Genomic DNA, 17,424 nt, shown 5'->3' with positions numbered 1-17,424 from the left:
ATGGGCATCCTCTATCTCGTCGCTCTCGGCATCGCCCTGACGGGGATGGTGATGCTCGACCGGCGATTCCGTTTGTTCTTCTGGGCCGACGGCCGTCGTGCCGCGATCGTGCTCGTCGTTGGGGTGCTGTTCTTCCTCGCGTGGGATCTGGCGGGTGTCGGGCTCGGCGTCTTCTTCCGCGGCGAGACGTCGTTCATGACGGGATTGCAGGTGGCACCCGAGGTACCGCTCGAGGAGGTCTTTTTCCTCACCCTCCTGTGTTACCTCACCATGAACGTGTACCGCGCGGTGGAGCTCAGAGCGAAGGACATTTCTGGCCGCCGCGACGCCAGCGCCGAGGCTCGTCCCGGGCCGGGTTCCGACGGGAGCTCGCCGTGACGTACTGGCTCCTCAACGCGGTGTTCCTTGCCCCGGTCGTCGTTGTGCTCGTGCTGGCCGCGCGCCGGGTGCGCTGGGCGGCGATCGGTCTCACCGCCGCCGTGCTCCTGGTGATGACGGCGGTCTTCGACAACATCATGATCGGCGTGGGCTTGGTCGATTACGACCCCCGCTACATCAGCGGCGCGTTTATCGGTATCGCCCCGCTCGAGGACTTCGCGTACGCGATTGCGGCGATCCTCGGTCTTCCGTCGCTGTGGCATCTGCTCGCGCGTGGGTCACCAAGGGCCGGCGAGGAGAAGGCGCGTGCTTAGGGCTCTTTTCATCTCGTCGCGTCCGCTGAGCTGGGTCAACACGGCGTTCCCCTTCGCGGCCGCCTATTTTCTGGCGACGGGCCGAATCGATGTGACGTTGATCGTCGGCACGATCTTTTTCCTGATTCCCTACAACCTCGCGATGTACGGAATCAACGACGTCTTCGACTACGAGTCAGATCTGCGCAACCCGCGCAAGGGGGGAGTGGAGGGCGCACTCCTTGACCCGCGGATGCATCGGCCAACGATCATCGCCGCGGTGGTGTCATCCGTTCCCTTCGTGGTCTACCTCGTCATCGTGGGCTCGCCGCTGTCCTGGCTGGTCCTCGCCATCAGCCTCTTCGCGGTCGTCGCGTATTCGGCAAAGGGGCTGCGCTTCAAGGAGCGCCCGTTCCTCGATTCGGTAACCTCGAGCACCCACTTCGTTTCGCCGGCGGTATACGCGCTCGTGCTCGCGGGTGCCGTGTTCACGCCGCAATTGTGGGCCGTGCTCGTCGCCTACTTCTTGTGGGGCATGGCATCCCACGCGTTTGGCGCCGTGCAGGACATCCTCGCCGACCGCGAAGCGGGCATCTCCTCGATCGCGACCGTGATCGGCGGTCGCGCGACGGTGCGCTTCGCGATCGTCGCCTACGCGCTCGGCGGGGTGCTCCTGCTGTTCTCGGAATGGCCCGGCCCGCTCGCTGGTGTTCTCGTCGTGCCGTACATCCTCATGTGCGCGCCATTCTGGAACGTGACGGATGCCGCTGCCGAGACCGCCAATCGCGGGTGGCGGCGATTCCTGCTGCTGAACTTCGTCACCGGGTTCCTCGTGACGATGCTGCTCATCTGGTGGGCGCTGCTCCCCTAGGTGCGCGCACCCCAGCCCCCCTCTGAATTGATCTCTTTTCCGGAGGTTTCGCGCCAGACTCCGCTCAGTTGTGTAACCACTGTGACTGAGGCCCACATCCTCCGGAGAAATGGATGAAACGCTAGTCGCGCCAGCCGAGGTTGCGGGCGATGCGCTCGAGCACGGAGACCGTCTGCTCGTACTCGGCGGGAGTGACCCCTTCGGTCGCGAGTGTGCGTTGCGCGGCGACAAGCGCCTCGAGTTTCTCAAAGGCAATGCGACCTCGCCCGGTGAGCTCGTAGCCGTCGGGCGTCGCGTCCACCCACCCGCTGTCAATGAGCTCCGTGAGGTGTTCGGCGGATGTCTCGTGCCCGCCGCTCGCGCTGGAAACGAGAAACGGCGCGACCGCAGCATCCAGTTGCTCAACCGTGGACGGCTCGAGAGCGAGCACGTTCATCAGTTGCCACTGGCGCCGGGTCACGCCGTGTTCCTCGAGTGTCGAGGCGAACTGCTCGTCGATCATGCGATCGACGAGCTTCAGCCAGAATCCGATCGGTTTCGAGTCGGTCATGACCTGAGATTACGCCTTCGTGTCCTCCGCGGGGAGGTCCTTGGTCATGCGTCGGGGCCACAGGGGTGGTCACCGTGGTGCGGGTGTCCGCCGAATCCGCGACGACCGCGCGGGCCGGGACCAAACGGGGCGAAGCCACGTCGCGGCACGTCCTCCCCGTCCCAGCCGAGGTTGCGCGCCATCTTCTCGAGGGTGGCCATGGTTGTGGCGTAGTCCTCGTCGCTGATGCCGTCGCGGGACTTCTCGGCGAAGCGGTCACGCAGTGCGCGACGCTCTTCGCGAGCGAGCTGGTACTTGCGATACTCGATGGCCCTCAGCCAGAAGCCGGGGCGCTGTGTTGTGTTGTTGTGAGTCATTTATCTCCTTGAATATTTACATGTCATATGACAATGAATGTAAGATTACATACATGTCCACGCCGAGTCAAGCGGAATCCCTGCAGGCCATCGAGCAAGCGCTCCTCACCCTGCGCGCCGGTGCCAGAGGAGGGCCCCGTCCGCCCTGGGCCGGAGGAGGCGCCCCCTGGGGGGACGGCCCGCCGCCGTGGGCTCGCGGAGGCCCCAACCACGGAGGGCCAGGGCACCGACGGGGAGGGCCCGACGGGCCGCACGCTCACGGAATGCACGCGGGAGCGCGCATCCGTCTCCTCGAGGCGCTCGCCGGGGCGGAGGCCAGATGGGGGATCTCCGAGATCGCGGACGCCATCGGGGTGGATCAGCCCCGGGCATCCCGGCTCGTCGCCGATGCCGCGAGCCGCGGGTTAGTCACGCGGGACGTTGACCCGAAGGACGCGCGAAAAAGCGTCGTGGCGATCACGGATGCCGGCCGCGAGCTCCTCACGCAGGTGCACGCCGGTCGGCGCTCTGCCGTCGAACAGGCTCTCGCCGACTTCACCGCCGAGGATGCCGCGACCCTCGCCGCGCTCCTGAGCCGCTTCGCCGCCGCCTGGCCCCGCTGACCGCGCCCCCGTCGGCGCCCCGGCCCGCTCCCGGCCCCCGCGTCCGCCCGCGCATCCCGGCCCGCGCATCCCAAATACAGGACTTTCGAGCATCCCGACGCCAACTCCGCCCCGAACAGAGCCCACGCAGGTGCAACTCCTGCATTCGGGATCACGAGTGCGCGGGGGATGCCCGCCCGCGCGTTACCGGAACTTCGGCACTCGCACGAACACCATGAGGATCGCCCCAACGAGGAGCACGAGAGCGATGCCGAGAACACCGAAGATGGTCGCCCCGAAGATGGTGATGAAGGCTGCCCACAGTGCCGGCGAGAGGAAGCTCGCCACCCGCCCGGTCGTCGCGTAGAGGCCGAAGATCTCGCCCTGACGTCCTGTGGGTGTCACGCGAGCGAGGAGTGACCGGCTCGCAGCCTGAGCCGGTCCGACGAAACCGGAGAGGATGAGTCCGCCGATCCAGAACACGAGGGTTCCCGTGTCGTGCAGCGCGAACACGAGGACGGCCATGATCACGAGACCGAACAGGGCGAAAAGGATGACTGCCTTGGGCCCGACGCGGTCGTCGACGCGACCGGCGAAGATCGTGGAGACCCCGGCTACGAGGTTCGCGGCGATCCCGAAGAGGATGACCTCGTTGTCCGTGAAACCGAATGCCACCGCGGCGAGAATTCCGCCGAACGCAAATACGCCGGCGAGGCCGTCGCGGTAGATCGCACTCGCGAGCAGAAACCAGAACGTGGGGCGCGTCGTGGGCTCGCGGTAGAGCGCGATGACGTCCTTCACGAGCACGACGTAGCTGCGGAAGAATCCGATTCCCCGCTGATGCACTCCCGCGGGTGGCGCCTCCGGCACGTTGAAGAAGAGCGGCAGCGAGAACACGATCGTCCAGACCGCGGCTCCGACGGCGATGAGGCGGTAGGCGAGCCCGTTGGAGGTGTCGAGGCCGAACCATTCGAACTGGTTCAGGAGCACAACGATCACGAGCGCGACGATTCCGCCGATGTAGCCGAGTCCCCAGCCGAGCCCGCTGACCTTGCCGACGGTGCTCCGGTTGGAGACCTGCACAAGCATCGCGTTGTAGTTGACACCCGCGATCTCGTTGACGACCGCGCCGAGGGCGAGCACGATCGCCCCGTACCAGAAGTAGGCGGGGTCGGCGTAGGCGAAGAAGAGTGCGAACTGCACGACGGCGAGAAGTGCGGTGAACAGGAGCAGGAAGCGCTTCTTGCGGCCGCTGGCATCCGCTCGCTGCCCGAGTACCGGCGCGAGCAGCAGGATCAGGATGCCCGCCGCCGTTGTCGCCCATCCGTAGCCGGCCGACAGCTGACCGAGCGCCGCTTCTCGTGTCGCGTTGCCCTCGGGCAGCGCCGCGATATCGGCTGGCAGGAACGAGTCGGAGACGAGGTACAGCGAGGCGAAAACGAAGGTGAGGATGACCGAGTTGAACGGTTGTGTCGCCCAATCCCACAGTGCCCACGAGACCACCTGCTTGCGCGGCACGTCTTTGTCGTCGAGATCGAGGCCCACAACACCCACGGCGAGGGTGTTGGCTGCGACGGGGATCTTCTTGTCGGGTTGGCTGTCCGTCATGGTCACACGCTAGTCCTCGAGGGTGTCCCGCTGGTGAACTTTCACCTTGAGCCACATCGACTCAACTTCGACTTGACACGGTTATCCACAGGGGCCAAACTTGATACATCGCCGCTCAGGTTTTCGCGAGCGTGCGAGACAGACCTCAGCAACAACAACAAGGAGATATGAGCACATGGCTCGAGCAGTAGGTATCGACCTCGGAACCACCAACTCGGTGGTGGCCGTTCTCGAAGGTGGGGAGCCCACCGTCATCGCGAACGCCGAGGGATTCCGCACGACCCCGTCGGTCGTGGCCTTCACCAAAGACGGAGAGGTGCTCGTCGGTGAGACCGCGAAGCGCCAGGCCGTCACCAACGTCGACCGCACCATCGCCTCCGTCAAGCGCCACATGGGCACCGACTGGAAGGTCGACGTAGACGGCAAGAAGTACACCGCGCAGGAGATCTCCGCGCGCATCCTGGCGAAGCTCAAGCGCGACGCAGAGCAGTACCTGGGTGAGCCGGTGACGGATGCCGTCATCACCGTTCCCGCGTACTTCAACGACTCCGAGCGCCAGGCCACGAAGGAGGCCGGCGAGATCGCGGGCCTGAACGTGCTGCGCATCATCAACGAGCCCACCGCAGCCGCACTCGCGTACGGCCTCGACAAGGGCAAGGAAGACGAGCTCATCCTCGTCTTCGACCTCGGTGGTGGAACCTTCGACGTCTCCCTCCTCGAGGTGGGCAAGGACGACGACTTCTCCACGATCCAGGTGCGCGCGACCGCCGGCGATAACCGCCTCGGTGGTGACGACTGGGACCAGCGCATCGTTGACTGGCTCATCAAGCAGTTCAAGGCGACGACCGGTGTCGACGTTTCCGGCGACAAGATCGCCAAGCAGCGCCTCAAGGAGGCCGCGGAGCAGGCGAAGAAGGAGCTCTCGTCGCAGACGAGCACGACCATCCAGCTGCCGTACCTCAGCCTCACCGAGAACGGCCCGGCCAACCTCGACGAGACCCTCAGCCGCGCGCAGTTTGAGTCGATGACCAGCGACCTTCTCGACCGCACCAAGAAGCCGTTCGAGGATGTCATCAAGGAGGCGGGTATCAAGGTCGGCGACATCGACCACGTTGTGCTCGTCGGTGGATCGACGCGTATGCCTGCCGTGACCGAGCTCGTCAAGAAGCTCACGGGTGGCAAGGAGCCTAACAAGGGCGTCAACCCTGACGAAGTCGTCGCCGTCGGCGCGGCCCTCCAGGCCGGTGTTCTCAAGGGTGAGCGTAAGGACGTTCTGCTCATCGACGTCACCCCGCTGAGTCTCGGAATCGAGACCAAGGGCGGCATCATGACCAAGCTCATCGAGCGCAACACGGCCATCCCGACCAAGCGCAGTGAGACCTTCACGACCGCGGACGACAACCAGCCGTCGGTGGCCATCCAGGTGTTCCAGGGCGAGCGCGACTTCACACGCGACAACAAGAACCTGGGCACCTTCGAGCTCACGGGTATCGCCCCCGCACCGCGCGGCATCCCGCAGATCGAGGTCACTTTCGACATCGACGCGAACGGCATCGTGCACGTGTCCGCCAAGGACAAGGGCACCGGCAAGGAGCAGTCGATGACGATCACCGGTGGCTCGGCCCTCTCCAAGGAGGACATCGAGCGGATGGTGCGCGAGGGCGAAGAGCACGCTGCCGAGGACAAGGCGCGCCGCGAGGCGGCCGAGACCCGCAACACGGCGGAGCAGCTCGCGTACTCGACCGAGAAGCTCATCAAGGACAACGAGGACAAGCTGCCAGACGACGTCAAGACCGAGGTTCAGGCTGACGTCGACGCGCTCAAGACGGCGCTCGCCGGTGACGACGACGCCGCGGTCAAGACCGCGTTCGACAAGCTGACCGAGAGCCAGACCAAGCTCGGCGAGGCGATCTACTCCGCACAGGGCGAGCAGCCCGCCGCGGAGACCGAGGAGCCCGCCGCCGCTGCAGGCAACGACGAGGACATCGTCGACGCCGAGGTCGTGGACGACGAGGACGACAAGAAGTAACGATGGCCGACAACGAGAACAACGACGACCAGCGGGACGAGCCCATCATCCGCGACAAGCGGAGGATCGACCCGGAGACCGGCGATGTTCGCGAGCCTGCCGAGGACACGGATGCCGCGGCATCCGACCCGTCCGACGCTCCCGTCGAGGAGGGCCTGAGCCCTGAGGACCAGGCCCTCCTCGACGAGGCGGAACGCGACCTCGTTGCCGAGATGCGCAACGACATGTTGCGTGCTCAGGCGGAGCTCGTGAACTTTCGCACTCGTGTCGAGCGGGATCGCGCGGCCAACCGCGAAGCGGTGATCGCCGAGGTGTTCCGGTCCCTCCTGCCAACCATCGACGACTTGGCGCGAGCCGAAGCGCACGGTGACCTGGTGGAGGGCGCACCCGTGACCCTCATCGCTCAGAAACTGCGGGCGGCCTTCGACAAGTACGGCATCAAGGCCGTCGGCGAGAAGGGCGAGGCTTTTGACCCCGCGTTCCACGAGGCCGTCGTCCAGCTGCCGACTCCTGGCGTGACCGAGAACCAGATCGCGGACGTGATCGAGGTCGGGTACATCCTGGGCGACCGTCTCCTGCGGCCGGCGAAAGTGGCCGTCGCGGTACCCGCAGAGTAGGACACATCAGTGGCAAGTCAAGACTGGTTCGATAAGGACTTCTATGCCGTGCTCGGCGTCTCCAAAGACGTCAGCGAAGCGGAGCTGAAGAAGACCTACCGCAAGCTCGCGCGGCAGTACCACCCGGACTCCAACCCGGGAAATGCGGCCGCCGAGGCGAAGTTCAAGGAGATCAGCGAGGCCAACTCGGTGCTCTCCGACCCGGAGCTTCGTCGCGAGTACGACCAGATCCGCGCCATGGGTTCTGGCGCCCGCTTCACGGCGGGCGGCCAGCCCGGCAACTTCGAGGACGTCTTCGGAGGCATGTTCGGGCAGCAACAGCGTGGCGGGTTCCAGGGCGCGAGCTTTGAGGACCTCCTGGGGGGCATGTTCGGCGGTGGCCAGGGCTTCCGTCAGGGCCCGACTCCCGGGCGGGACATCACGGCGGCGACCACACTCGACTTCGTTACCGCCATCAAGGGCGAGACGATCAAGCTGCAGGCGGCTGGCGGAAACCCGATCACGGTGAAAATTCCCGCCGGTGTCGCGGACGGCCAGAAGATCAAGCTCAAGGGCAAAGGCGAGCCGAGCCCCAACGGCGGGCCGGCCGGCGACCTGGTGCTCACGGTTGCGGTGCGCGAGCATCCGGTGTTCCAGCGTGACGGCCTCAACCTGCGGGTCACCGTTCCGGTGACCTTCGTCGAGGCGGCTCTCGGTGCGACCATCGAGGTGCCGACCCTCGGCGGCGACCCCGTCAAGCTCAAGGTCGCTCCCGGTACCCCCAATGGCCGGATTCTTCGCGTCAAGGGGCGCGGAGTGACCTCCGCCAAGGGCACCGGTGACCTCCTCGCCGAGGTCGAGATCGCGGTTCCTTCCAGGCTTACGGATGAGGCGGCCGAACTCCTCCGTAAGTTCGACGAGTCGATGCCGAAGGAGAACCCGCGCGGCGACCTGCTCCAGAAGGCGAAGACCTGATGGATCTGGACACTCCGGTCTTCGCGATCGCGGCAGCTGCAGAGTTGGCGGGCATGCACCCGCAGACTCTGCGGCAGTACGACCGGCTTGGGCTCGTGAGCCCCACGCGCACGGCGGGGCAGTCTCGCCGGTACTCGATGCGGGATGTCGCGCAGCTTCGGGAGATCGCGGCGCTCTCCGCCGAGGGGTTGAACCTGGAGGGCATCCGCCGCATCCTCGAACTCGAGGACCAGGTGCGAACCCTGTCGGAGCGGGTGCGGGAGCTCGAGCACGCGCTAGCAGAGGAATTGCTGAACCGCCCGGGTCGGCGCGTCTTTGCTGCGGGTTCCGCGGGTGATGTTGTGTCACTGCGAGCGGGCGCCCGCACCGAGAAGCCCAACCAGGTCGTCGTGTGGCGGCCCCTCAGCCGCGGGTGACGTGCGCCCCGCCGTCATCCCAAATACAGGAGACCCCGTCGCGATGGGCCTGGGATTCGCATGACCGAGGCTGATCGGCCCGAATCTCCTGCATTTGGGATAGCGCTCGAGGGGTTACGTCGGTGGCCCGACGTCGAGGCACCGAACTTGTTCGCGGTGGATGCCTCGGACCGCCTCATCCTCGACACCGCTGCCGAGGCGATCGCGGCCAACCCCAACGGTGTGCTGGTCGTCGACGACAACTACGGCGCCCTTACGCTCGGCGCCATCGCGCTCGGAGCACACGACGTGCGGGTGCTCCAGGATTCGGTCGTGGCCGAGCGTGCGCTTGCCGCCAACGCGGGTGACTGGCGTTCCGACCACCGCAATGTCTCGTTGGCCGACGACCTGAGCGCATCTGTTGTGCTCTGGCAGCTGCCGCGTTCGCTCGACCGCGTCGACGATGTTGCGTGGCGCCTCGCGAACGCGGGGGTCGACACGGTGTTCGCCGGCGGTCGCATCAAACACATGACGCCCCGCATGAACGAGGTGCTCGGCAGGCATTTCGGCCGGCTGGATGTGACCCACGCGCGCCAGAAGTCACGTGTGCTCGTGGCGTCAGACCCGATCTACTCGACCTGTCGCGGGTCGGTGGGTGGCCCGGCCGACACAACCGACTCCGGCATTCACTTGGCTGAGGCGCCCGGGGTTTTCGCCCAGGGCCGCCTCGACATCGGTACCCGCGCGATGCTCGCGGTGCTGAATGACGCGATGCCGCGCGCGGTGGATGTGCTCGATCTGGGCTCCGGCTCGGGCATCCTGGCACTCACGATCGCCCGTGACCGACCCCACACTCGCGTGCTGGCGACGGATGTCTCGGCAGCAGCGATCGACGCGGTGCGCGACAACGCATCCCTCAACGGCCTCACCAACGTCACCGCGCTGCGGGACGACGCGGCCTCGACCGTGGACGCGAACAGCATCGATCTCGTGCTCCTCAACCCGCCGTTCCACTCCGCGGGTGCCGTGCACACCGGTATCGCCTCGAAGCTCTTCGAGGCTGCGGCCCGCGTCCTGCGCCCCGGTGGCGAGTTGTGGACGGTGTACAACTCGCACCTCAGTTACCGAGCGGAGCTCGAGCGCGTGGTGGGGGCGACTCGTCAGGTGTCGCGCACTCCGAAGTTCACGGTGACGGCTTCGCTCGTCCCGCACCCCTAGCACTCTCACGCCTAAAGCGCTAAACTTGAGTCGAACCCACTCAAGTTTTGGAAAGGCACGCCCCATGGCCAACATGCAAGGTGCCCCCGGCACCGATGAGGAGCAGAAGTCTGCCCTCGAGCAGTACGGCGTGAACCTCACCGACATCGCCCGCAGCGGCAAGCTCGACCCGGTCATCGGCCGGGACTCGGAAATTCGCCGGGTCAGTCAGGTGCTCACGCGCCGCACCAAAAACAACCCCGTCCTCATCGGAGAGCCAGGCGTCGGTAAGACCGCCGTCGTCGAGGGACTCGCCCAGCGCATCGTCGCGGGCGATGTCGCCGACTCCCTCAAGGACAAGACCCTCATCGCCCTCGACCTTGCGGCTCTCGTCGCAGGCGCCAAGTACCGCGGTGAGTTCGAGGAGCGGCTGAAGGCCGTTCTCAAGGAGATCAACGACTCCGACGGTCAGATCATCACGTTCATCGACGAGCTACACACCCTCATGGGTGCCGGTGGTGGTGAAGGATCCGTGGCCGCGGCGAACATGCTCAAGCCCATGCTCGCTCGCGGTGAACTGCGTCTCATCGGTGCGACCACTCTCGACGAGTACCGGCAGTACATCGAGAAGGACGCAGCCCTCGAGCGCCGCTTCCAGCAGGTTTTTGTCGGCGAGCCCTCGGTCGAGGACACCGTCGCGATCCTGCGTGGCCTGAAGGAGCGCTACGAGGCACACCACAAGGTCTCGATTGCGGACTCCGCACTCGTCGCGGCGGCGACCCTGAGCAATCGCTACATCTCCGGACGCAAACTCCCCGACAAGGCCATCGACCTCATCGACGAGGCAGCATCCCGACTGAAGATGGAGATCGACTCCAGCCCCGTCGAGATCGACCAGCTGAAGCGTGCGGTGGACCGACTCCGGATCGAGGAGCTCGCACTCAAGAAGGAAAAGGACGAGGCATCCAAGGCCCGCCTCGAAAAGCTGCGCGAGGATCTCGCCGCTCGCGGCAAGGAGCTCGAGGAACTCGAGTCGCGCTGGCGCGCCGAGAAGGCGTCGCTCACGGGAGTGGGCGACCTCAAAACGCAGCTCAACGACGCTCGCATCGAGCTCGACCGCGCCATGCGCGAGGGCGACTACCAGAAGGCGTCGAAGCTCAACTACGAGACGATCCCGCGCATCGAGAAGGCGCTCGCGGAGGCCGAGCAGGCGGAGCCGATCGGGGAGCGTATGGTCAACGACCAGGTGACCGAGGAGGACATCGCCGCGGTTGTCGCTGCGTGGACCGGAGTTCCCGTTGACAAGCTCACGCAGGGCGAGACCGAGAAGCTGCTGCACCTCGAGGCCGAGCTCGGCAAGCGACTCATCGGACAGAAGGATGCCGTCGCCGCCGTCTCCGAGGCCGTGCGTCGCACTCGTGCCGGGATCTCCGACCCCGATCGTCCGACGGGCTCGTTCCTGTTTCTCGGCCCGACCGGTGTGGGCAAAACCGAACTCGCGAAGGCGCTCGCGGAGTACCTGTTCGACGACGAGAAGGCCCTCGTGCGTATCGACATGAGCGAGTACGGCGAGAAGTTCTCGGTGTCGCGACTCGTCGGTGCCCCTCCCGGGTACATCGGCTACGAGCAGGGCGGACAGTTGACGGAGGCTGTGCGGCGTCGGCCGTACTCGGTGATCCTCCTGGACGAGGTCGAGAAGGCGCATCCGGAAGTCTTCGACGTTTTGCTGCAGGTTCTGGATGATGGCCGCCTCACCGACGGGCAGGGGCGTACGGTCGACTTCCGCAACGTCATCCTCATCCTCACGTCGAACCTCGGAAGCCAGTTCATCACCGACCAGTCGCTGCCGTGGGAGCAGCGAGAGCAGGCCGTGAACGACCTGGTGCGCCAGGCGTTCAAGCCCGAGTTCGTGAATCGTCTCGACGACATCGTGGTGTTCGCGCCCCTGTCGACCGACGACCTGTCGCAAATCGTCGAGTTGTACATTGACCGGCTCACGCGTCGCCTCGCCGACCGCAGGCTCGAACTCGCGGTAACCCCCGATGCCCGTTACTGGCTGGCGGAGCGTGGGTACGACCCCGTGTACGGTGCGCGACCGCTGCGACGCCTCATGCAGCGCGAGATCGACGACAAGCTTGCGCGTGCGCTGCTCTCGGGCGAGATCCGCGACGGCGAAACGGTCTACGTGACGGTGGCCAACGACGGCGACGGCCTCTCGGTAACGCGCCTCGGCGAGTAGGACGTCGCTGAGCGACGCATCGCGCGCGGAGGTTTGCGCGTGGCGCGGGTGTTCAAACAGCCGCGAGTACGGCGAACCTTAGCGAGAGTGATCCGCTGCCCGGGACGGGCAGCGGCGCTGGCGTCGCGGCGAAGGCCAGAAATGGCCTTCGCTCTATGCTCCAGCGCGCGCGGATGCCGCCACCACCGCCGCGATACGCTCCGGGCCCGTCGGGTCCTGCAGTGACGTCGTATCGCCGAGCGGTCGCCCATCCACGATGTCGCGGAGCAGGCGGCGCATGATCTTGCCGGAGCGGGTTTTCGGCAGGTCCTGCACGACGTGGATCTCGCGCGGTTTGGCGATCGGCCCGATGGCGGATGCCACGTGGTTGCGGAGCTCCTGTGCGAGGGTCTCGGCCGGGGCATCCGTTGCCGGAAGCACAAACGCGACGATCGCCTCACCCGTCGTTGCATCGTCGGCTCCCGTGACCCCCGCTTCGCCGACGAGGGGGTGCGCAACGAGCGCGGACTCGATCTCGATGGTCGACAGTCGGTGTCCGGAGACGTTGATGACGTCATCGACGCGACCGAGCAACCAGATGTCACCGTCGGCGTCGGCCTTGGCGCCGTCGCCGGAGAAGAAGTAGCCGCGATCGGCGAAGCGCGCCCAGTACGAGTCGAGGTAGCGCTGCGGGTTGCCCCACACGGTGCGCGCCATTGAGGGCCAGGTTCCTTCGATTACGAGGTAGCCGCCGGCGCCCGGGGGCACGGGCTCGCCCTCGTCGTCAACGACGAGGGTCTTCAACCCGGGCAGGGCCCGAGTGGCCGAACCGGGCTTGATGGTCGTCCACGCGGGGATGGGCGCCATCATCGCGGCGCCGGTCTCGGACTGCCACCATGTATCGATCACGGGTCCGGTGCCTGCACCGAACTGCTCGCGGAACCAGATCCACGCGGCCGGATTGATCGACTCACCAACAGAACCGAGCAACCGGATGCTCGACAGATCGAACCCGTCCGGCAGCCCCTCCGGGAACCACGTCATGAACGTGCGCACGAGGGTCGGGGCCGTGTAATACGTGGTGACGCCGTAGCGCTCGATGATCTCGAGGTGCCGCGTGCGGTTCGGGGTGTCGGGGGTGCCCTCGTAGATGACCTGGGTCGTCGCATTCGAGAGCGGTCCGTACAACTCGTACGTGTGGGCGGTGACCCACGCGAGGTCGGCCGTGCACCAGTGCACGTCGTCGTCCTTCGCGTCAAAGGCCGCCCAGTGGGTCCAGCTCGCCTGCGTGAGGTAACCGCCCGAGGTGTGCACGAGGCCCTTCGGTTTACCCGTGGTGCCGGAGGTGTAGATGATGAACAGCGGGGTCTCGGCGGGGAAGGCCTGCGCCTCGTGTGTCTCGGGCTGCGTGTCGACGATGTCGTGCCACCACACGTCGCGTCCCTCGGTGAGCGTGACGTCGTCGCCGGTGCGACGAACCACGAGAACGTGCTCGACATGGTCGAGGCCTTCGACCGCGGCATCCGCGTTCTGCTTGACCGGCACAGCCTTGCCGCGACGGAACTGCCCGTCACTCGTGACGACGAGCTTGGCGCCCGTGTCTTCGACACGGAACCGCAGGGCCTCGGCCGAAAAACCCCCGAAGACGAGCGAGTGGATGGCCCCGATGCGCGCGACCGCGAGTGTGATGATCACCGTCTCGGGAATGACCGGAAGGTAGATGACCACGCGGTCGCCCTTGGTCACGCCGAGCGCCTCCAGTGCGTTGGCGGCCTTGCTCACCTCGCGCTGCAGGTCCGCGAAGGTGAGGGCGCGGCGGTCGCCGCCCTCGCCCTCGAAGTAGTACGCGACCTTGTCACCGAGTCCGGCGTCAACGTGGCGATCGACGCAGTTGACGGCGACGTTGAGTGTGCCATCCGAAAACCACTCCGCCGCGGGCGGTCGAAGGCCGTCGGGCCCCGCCGCTGGCTGCCACGTGTGCGCAGTCGTCCACGGGGTCGCCCACGTGAGACGGGATGCCGCCTCCTCCCAGAACGCGACGGGGTCGGCGGCCGCACGCTCCCACACATCCGCCGGCACATTCGCGTTCTCTGCAAAATGCGCGGGCGGCGGGAAGCTGCGGGTCTCGACGAGCAGTTCGTTGAAGGGGGCGGATGTCACGACTCAACGCTATGCGAATGCCCCTCCGAGATCGGCTCGCGCCGTCATCCGCTGAAACACACCAGGCATCCTACGGATACCATTCGCTCAGAACTGAGAGGAAATCTGCAATGAAGATGCCGTGGCGAAAGAAAACGCAACGCGAAGGCGAGTCGGGGACCTCGGGTCTTCCCCTTTCGGACGACGAAGCTGAGGTGCTTCGCAATCTCTTCATCGCCGCGTGGCCCTCGAGTCGAGGACCGCTCGCCGTGTTCGCCGATTACGTCCGCGATGAGCGGGGTGCCGAGTTCGGGCTGTACAACATTGCAGCGCGACTTCGGCAGTTGCCGCGGGAGGATTGGGACGCAACCGTACGTCACCATGTGGGAACGATGGTTGCTTCCCTGACACAGATGACCGACGTGCCCGGGGACGATCAACTGTTGTCGATGATGCGTTCTAGGCTCATGCCCGCAGAGTTTGCTCCACCGGAAGCCTTGAGAAACTACTCATACGCTCGACGCGTCGCTGACGATCTTGTCGAAGTCATCATGCTCGACTATCCCGACACGTACGCATCCTTGACGGACGAACAGGCCCAGCGATTCTCACCCGACAGCATGTGGGGGGCGGCCCGCGCGGGGCTGTCGCGTGAGCCTTGGGGTGAAATCCAGACCGTGGAGACTCCGGGCGGATCCTTCAGCGTCCTCATGGGCGATTCACCTTTCACAGCCAGTCGAGTCCTCGACCTTGACGAGTTCATGGAGAGACTCGGTGAGCTTGCCCCGCTGGGCGTGGTGATTGGAGTCCCACACCGACACCAACTCGTCTTCCACGTTCTCAAGAACGTAGCTTCAATCGGATCCGTCAATGACGTGCTGAGGTTCACCAATCTGGGATTCTCTGACGGGATTGGACCAATCTCGCCACACATTTACTTCTGGAAGGATGGCGCGCTCGACCGGATCAGTTCGGTGAATACGGAAGGTGGTCTAGCCATCAACGTCAGTGGGCGCTTTAGTGAGGCAGTCGAGGCGCTTACGGACCAGGCGTAGCCTGAACCCATGCGCGCTACCGTCATCCACGCCCCGCACGACATCCGCAGCGAAGAGGTGCCCGACCCGACACTCGTGAAGCCCACCGACGCGATCGTGCGTGTGAGCGCCGCGTGCGTGTGCGGCTCCGACCTGTGGCCCTACCGCGGGGTGACCCCGACAACGAAACCGCGGCGCATCGGGCACGAGTTTGTCGGCATCGTCGAGCAGGTCGGCGACGAGGTTACGGCCGTGAAGCCGGGGGACTTCGTGATCGCCCCCTTCTACTGGTGCGACATGACGTGCATCAACTGCCGCCACGGCGTGAGCACGAGCTGCCTGCACGGCGGTTGGTGGGGCGCACCCGACCGCAACGGCGACTTTGTCGACGGCGCGCAGGGTGAGATCGTTCGGGTTCCGCTCGCCGATGGCACGCTCGTGGCGACCCCCGGGATGCCCGCACCCGACCTCATTCCGAGCCTCCTGACACTCGCGGATGTCATGGGCACGGGTCACCACGCGGCGGTGTCCGCCGGCGTGGGCGCGGGCAGCACCGTGGTTGTCGTCGGCGACGGGGCCGTCGGGCTGTGCGCGGTGCTTGCCGCGAAGCGGCTCGGGGCATCCCGCATCGTCGCCATGTCGCGGCACGCCGACCGCCAGGCGATCGCTCGTGAGTTCGGTGCAACCGACATCGTGGAGGAGCGGGGCGCCGAGGGCATCAAGCAAATCAAGGAGCTGTTCGACGGTGTCGGGCCGGACTGTGTGCTCGAGTGCGTCGGGACCGCAGAGTCCATGGACCAGGCGCTGCGCTCGGCGCGGCCCGGCGGCATGGTCGGGTACGTCGGCGTTCCGAACGGCGGTGCTGAACTGCCGATCCAGACGATGTTCGGCACCAATGTGGGCGCGAACGGCGGCGTCGCCCCCGTGCGCAACTACATCGAGGAGCTGCTGCCCGAGGTGCTCGACGGCACGCTCAACCCGGGTCGCGTCTTCGACCTGGAGCTTCCGCTGTCGGAGGCCGCCGAGGCCTACGCTGCGATGGATGAGCGCCGCGCCACCAAGGTGCTCCTGCGTCCGTAGCGTCGAGCTGACGCATTCCGTTCGATAATCGGCCTGGGTAGGTCGGATCGCGTCAGCTCGCGGACCCTAGGCCCGCAGCTCCGCCGTAACCGCGGCCACGAACGCATCGATGTCTGCCTCCGCGGTGTCCCACGCGGTCATCCAGCGCACCTCGCCGCGTGCCGGGTCCCAGTCGTAGAAACGGAACTTCTCGCGCAACCGGTCGGCGGCCCCCGGAGGGAGTGTCGCGAACACGGCGTTGGCCTGCGTCGCTTGCGTGAACTCCAGGCCCGGCAGCGCAGCATCCTCCAACGCCGACCGCAGTCGCGCCGCCATCGCGTTCGCGTGCGACGCCGACCGCAGCCACAGGTCGCCCTCGAGCAACGCGATGAGCTGCGCCGAGACGAACCGCATCTTCGACGCGAGCTGCATGTTGAGCTTGCGCAAGTACACGAGGCCGTCGGATGCCGCGGCACTAAGCACCACGATGGCTTCCCCGAACACGAGCCCGTTCTTGGTCCCCCCGAAGCTGAGGATATCCACGCCAACCTCGGACGTGAACTCACCGAACCCCGTTCCCAACGCGGCCGCTGCGTTTGAGATCCGTGCTCCGTCCATGTGCAGCACCATGCCGCGCTCGTGCGCGTAGTCGGCGATCGCGCGCACCTCGTCCGGTGTGTACAGGGTGCCGAGTTCGGTGGTCTGCGTGATGCTCACAGCGAGCGGCTGGGCACGATGCTCGTCGCCCCAGCCCCACGCCTCGGAGGCGATGAGTTCGGGGGTGAGCTTGCCGTCGGGGGTGTCCACCGTGAGCAGCTTGAGCCCAGACACCCGCTCGGGTGCCGCGTTCTCGTCGGTGTGGATGTGGGCGGTCGACGTCGCGATGACCGCGCCCCACCGCGGCAGCACGCTCGTGAGCGCCGTGACGTTCGCGCCCGTGCCGTTGAACACGGGCCACGCCTCCGCGGTGGGCCCGAAGTGCCCACGCATGACTTCCTGGAGTCGCGCGGTGTACACGTCTTCGCCGTAGGCGATCTGGTGCCCGCCGTTGGCCTCGACGAGGGCGTCGAGAACGGCCGGGTGGGCACTAGCGTAATTGTCACTCGCGAACCCGCGATAATTCGGATCGTGCAGTCGCGTCATGG

Annotated in this window: 17 protein-coding genes; 12 read left to right on the top strand and 5 right to left on the bottom strand. The window is 66.1% G+C overall.

Annotation, left to right across the window (positions count from 1 at the left end; genetic code table 11):
- From LH407_RS06770 to LH407_RS06760, 3 genes are read left to right on the top strand one after another with little or no spacing between them, the layout of a single operon-like run.
- On the top strand, positions 1 to 378 hold the full coding sequence (locus tag LH407_RS06770; RefSeq protein ID WP_322134748.1) for a lycopene cyclase domain-containing protein: 378 nt from the start codon (positions 1 to 3) through the stop codon (positions 376 to 378).
- On the top strand, positions 375 to 692 hold the full coding sequence (locus tag LH407_RS06765) for a lycopene cyclase domain-containing protein (protein ID WP_322134749.1): 318 nt from the start codon (positions 375 to 377) through the stop codon (positions 690 to 692). The genes LH407_RS06770 and LH407_RS06765 overlap by 4 nt, the downstream gene beginning before the upstream one ends.
- Positions 685 to 1,542 carry a prenyltransferase gene (locus LH407_RS06760; protein ID WP_322134750.1) on the top strand — a complete coding sequence of 286 codons (858 nt, stop codon included), beginning with the start codon at positions 685 to 687 and terminating at the stop codon, positions 1,540 to 1,542. The genes LH407_RS06765 and LH407_RS06760 overlap by 8 nt, the downstream gene beginning before the upstream one ends.
- Positions 1,543 to 1,663: 121 nt before the next feature.
- On the opposite strand, the gene LH407_RS06755 is transcribed toward LH407_RS06760, so the two are convergent.
- Together LH407_RS06755 and LH407_RS06750 are read right to left on the bottom strand one after the other, a co-directional pair.
- Positions 1,664 to 2,092 carry a MarR family winged helix-turn-helix transcriptional regulator gene (locus LH407_RS06755; protein WP_322134751.1) on the bottom strand — a complete coding sequence of 143 codons (429 nt, stop codon included), beginning with the start codon at positions 2,090 to 2,092 and terminating at the stop codon, positions 1,664 to 1,666.
- 44 nt (positions 2,093 to 2,136) lie between these two features.
- Complete coding sequence (locus LH407_RS06750) at positions 2,137 to 2,448, bottom strand: hypothetical protein (RefSeq protein WP_322134752.1); 312 nt, start codon at positions 2,446 to 2,448, stop codon at positions 2,137 to 2,139.
- Between the two features lie 263 nt (positions 2,449 to 2,711).
- Between LH407_RS06750 and LH407_RS06745 the strand changes: the two genes are divergently transcribed.
- Positions 2,712 to 3,050 (top strand): MarR family winged helix-turn-helix transcriptional regulator, encoded by a 339-nt coding sequence (locus LH407_RS06745; RefSeq protein WP_322134753.1) that lies wholly within the window; start codon positions 2,712 to 2,714, stop codon positions 3,048 to 3,050.
- A gap of 183 nt (positions 3,051 to 3,233) precedes the next feature.
- Here the strand turns inward: LH407_RS06745 and LH407_RS06740 are convergent, their stop codons facing one another.
- On the bottom strand, positions 3,234 to 4,637 hold the full coding sequence (locus LH407_RS06740) for an MFS transporter (RefSeq protein WP_322134754.1): 1,404 nt from the start codon (positions 4,635 to 4,637) through the stop codon (positions 3,234 to 3,236).
- Positions 4,638 to 4,812: 175 nt separating this feature from the next.
- Here LH407_RS06740 and dnaK point away from each other — a divergent pair, with 175 nt between their 5' ends.
- The 6 genes from dnaK to LH407_RS06710 all read left to right on the top strand — a co-directional run bounded on the left by dnaK (position 4,813) and on the right by LH407_RS06710 (position 12,068).
- Entirely contained in the window at positions 4,813 to 6,666 is a 1,854-nt protein-coding gene (dnaK, locus tag LH407_RS06735) for a molecular chaperone DnaK (protein ID WP_322134755.1), read from the top strand.
- A 2-nt stretch (positions 6,667 to 6,668) separates the two neighbouring features.
- On the top strand, positions 6,669 to 7,283 hold the full coding sequence (locus tag LH407_RS06730) for a nucleotide exchange factor GrpE (protein WP_322134756.1): 615 nt from the start codon (positions 6,669 to 6,671) through the stop codon (positions 7,281 to 7,283).
- A gap of 9 nt (positions 7,284 to 7,292) precedes the next feature.
- On the top strand, positions 7,293 to 8,237 hold the full coding sequence (locus LH407_RS06725; RefSeq protein WP_322134757.1) for a DnaJ C-terminal domain-containing protein: 945 nt from the start codon (positions 7,293 to 7,295) through the stop codon (positions 8,235 to 8,237).
- Complete coding sequence (locus LH407_RS06720) at positions 8,237 to 8,653, top strand: heat shock protein transcriptional repressor HspR (protein ID WP_322134758.1); 417 nt, start codon at positions 8,237 to 8,239, stop codon at positions 8,651 to 8,653. Before LH407_RS06725 ends, LH407_RS06720 begins: the two co-directional genes overlap by 1 nt.
- A 60-nt stretch (positions 8,654 to 8,713) precedes the next feature.
- On the top strand, positions 8,714 to 9,850 hold the full coding sequence (locus tag LH407_RS06715) for a class I SAM-dependent methyltransferase (RefSeq protein WP_322134759.1): 1,137 nt from the start codon (positions 8,714 to 8,716) through the stop codon (positions 9,848 to 9,850).
- A gap of 64 nt (positions 9,851 to 9,914) precedes the next feature.
- Positions 9,915 to 12,068 (top strand): ATP-dependent Clp protease ATP-binding subunit, encoded by a 2,154-nt coding sequence (locus tag LH407_RS06710; protein ID WP_322134760.1) that lies wholly within the window; start codon positions 9,915 to 9,917, stop codon positions 12,066 to 12,068.
- Between the two features lie 153 nt (positions 12,069 to 12,221).
- Here the strand turns inward: LH407_RS06710 and acs are convergent, their stop codons facing one another.
- Positions 12,222 to 14,207 (bottom strand): acetate--CoA ligase, encoded by a 1,986-nt coding sequence (gene acs, locus LH407_RS06705; protein ID WP_322134761.1) that lies wholly within the window; start codon positions 14,205 to 14,207, stop codon positions 12,222 to 12,224.
- A 110-nt stretch (positions 14,208 to 14,317) separates the two neighbouring features.
- On the opposite strand from acs, the gene LH407_RS06700 reads away from it, so the two are divergent.
- Entirely contained in the window at positions 14,318 to 15,241 is a 924-nt protein-coding gene (locus LH407_RS06700; RefSeq protein ID WP_322134762.1) for a hypothetical protein, read from the top strand.
- Between the two features lie 9 nt (positions 15,242 to 15,250).
- On the top strand, positions 15,251 to 16,300 hold the full coding sequence (locus LH407_RS06695; protein ID WP_322134763.1) for a zinc-dependent alcohol dehydrogenase family protein: 1,050 nt from the start codon (positions 15,251 to 15,253) through the stop codon (positions 16,298 to 16,300).
- Between the two features lie 66 nt (positions 16,301 to 16,366).
- Here the strand turns inward: LH407_RS06695 and LH407_RS06690 are convergent, their stop codons facing one another.
- Entirely contained in the window at positions 16,367 to 17,422 is a 1,056-nt protein-coding gene (locus LH407_RS06690) for a threonine aldolase family protein (protein ID WP_322134764.1), read from the bottom strand.
- Between the last annotated feature and the right edge of the window lie 2 nt (positions 17,423 to 17,424).

This window comes from Antiquaquibacter oligotrophicus (assembly GCF_020535405.1).
Classification (GTDB): Bacteria; Actinomycetota; Actinomycetes; order Actinomycetales; family Microbacteriaceae; genus Rhodoglobus; species Rhodoglobus oligotrophicus.
The sequence above is the reverse complement of the archived record's forward strand: the minus strand, read 5'-3'. Positions and strand labels throughout refer to the sequence as shown.

Coding starts and splice junctions, on each gene's coding strand:
- LH407_RS06770 (WP_322134748.1), top strand. CDS start 1: ATGGGCATCCTCTATCTCGTCGCTCTCGGCATCGCCCTGACGGGGATG.
- LH407_RS06755 (WP_322134751.1), bottom strand. CDS start 2,092: ATGACCGACTCGAAACCGATCGGATTCTGGCTGAAGCTCGTCGATCGC.
- LH407_RS06750 (WP_322134752.1), bottom strand. CDS start 2,448: ATGACTCACAACAACACAACACAGCGCCCCGGCTTCTGGCTGAGGGCC.
- LH407_RS06745 (WP_322134753.1), top strand. CDS start 2,712: ATGCACGCGGGAGCGCGCATCCGTCTCCTCGAGGCGCTCGCCGGGGCG.
- LH407_RS06740 (WP_322134754.1), bottom strand. CDS start 4,637: ATGACGGACAGCCAACCCGACAAGAAGATCCCCGTCGCAGCCAACACC.
- dnaK (WP_322134755.1), top strand. CDS start 4,813: ATGGCTCGAGCAGTAGGTATCGACCTCGGAACCACCAACTCGGTGGTG.
- LH407_RS06730 (WP_322134756.1), top strand. CDS start 6,669: ATGGCCGACAACGAGAACAACGACGACCAGCGGGACGAGCCCATCATC.
- LH407_RS06720 (WP_322134758.1), top strand. CDS start 8,237: ATGGATCTGGACACTCCGGTCTTCGCGATCGCGGCAGCTGCAGAGTTG.
- LH407_RS06715 (WP_322134759.1), top strand. CDS start 8,714: ATGACCGAGGCTGATCGGCCCGAATCTCCTGCATTTGGGATAGCGCTC.
- LH407_RS06710 (WP_322134760.1), top strand. CDS start 9,915: ATGGCCAACATGCAAGGTGCCCCCGGCACCGATGAGGAGCAGAAGTCT.
- LH407_RS06700 (WP_322134762.1), top strand. CDS start 14,318: ATGAAGATGCCGTGGCGAAAGAAAACGCAACGCGAAGGCGAGTCGGGG.
- LH407_RS06695 (WP_322134763.1), top strand. CDS start 15,251: ATGCGCGCTACCGTCATCCACGCCCCGCACGACATCCGCAGCGAAGAG.
- LH407_RS06690 (WP_322134764.1), bottom strand. CDS start 17,422: ATGACGCGACTGCACGATCCGAATTATCGCGGGTTCGCGAGTGACAAT.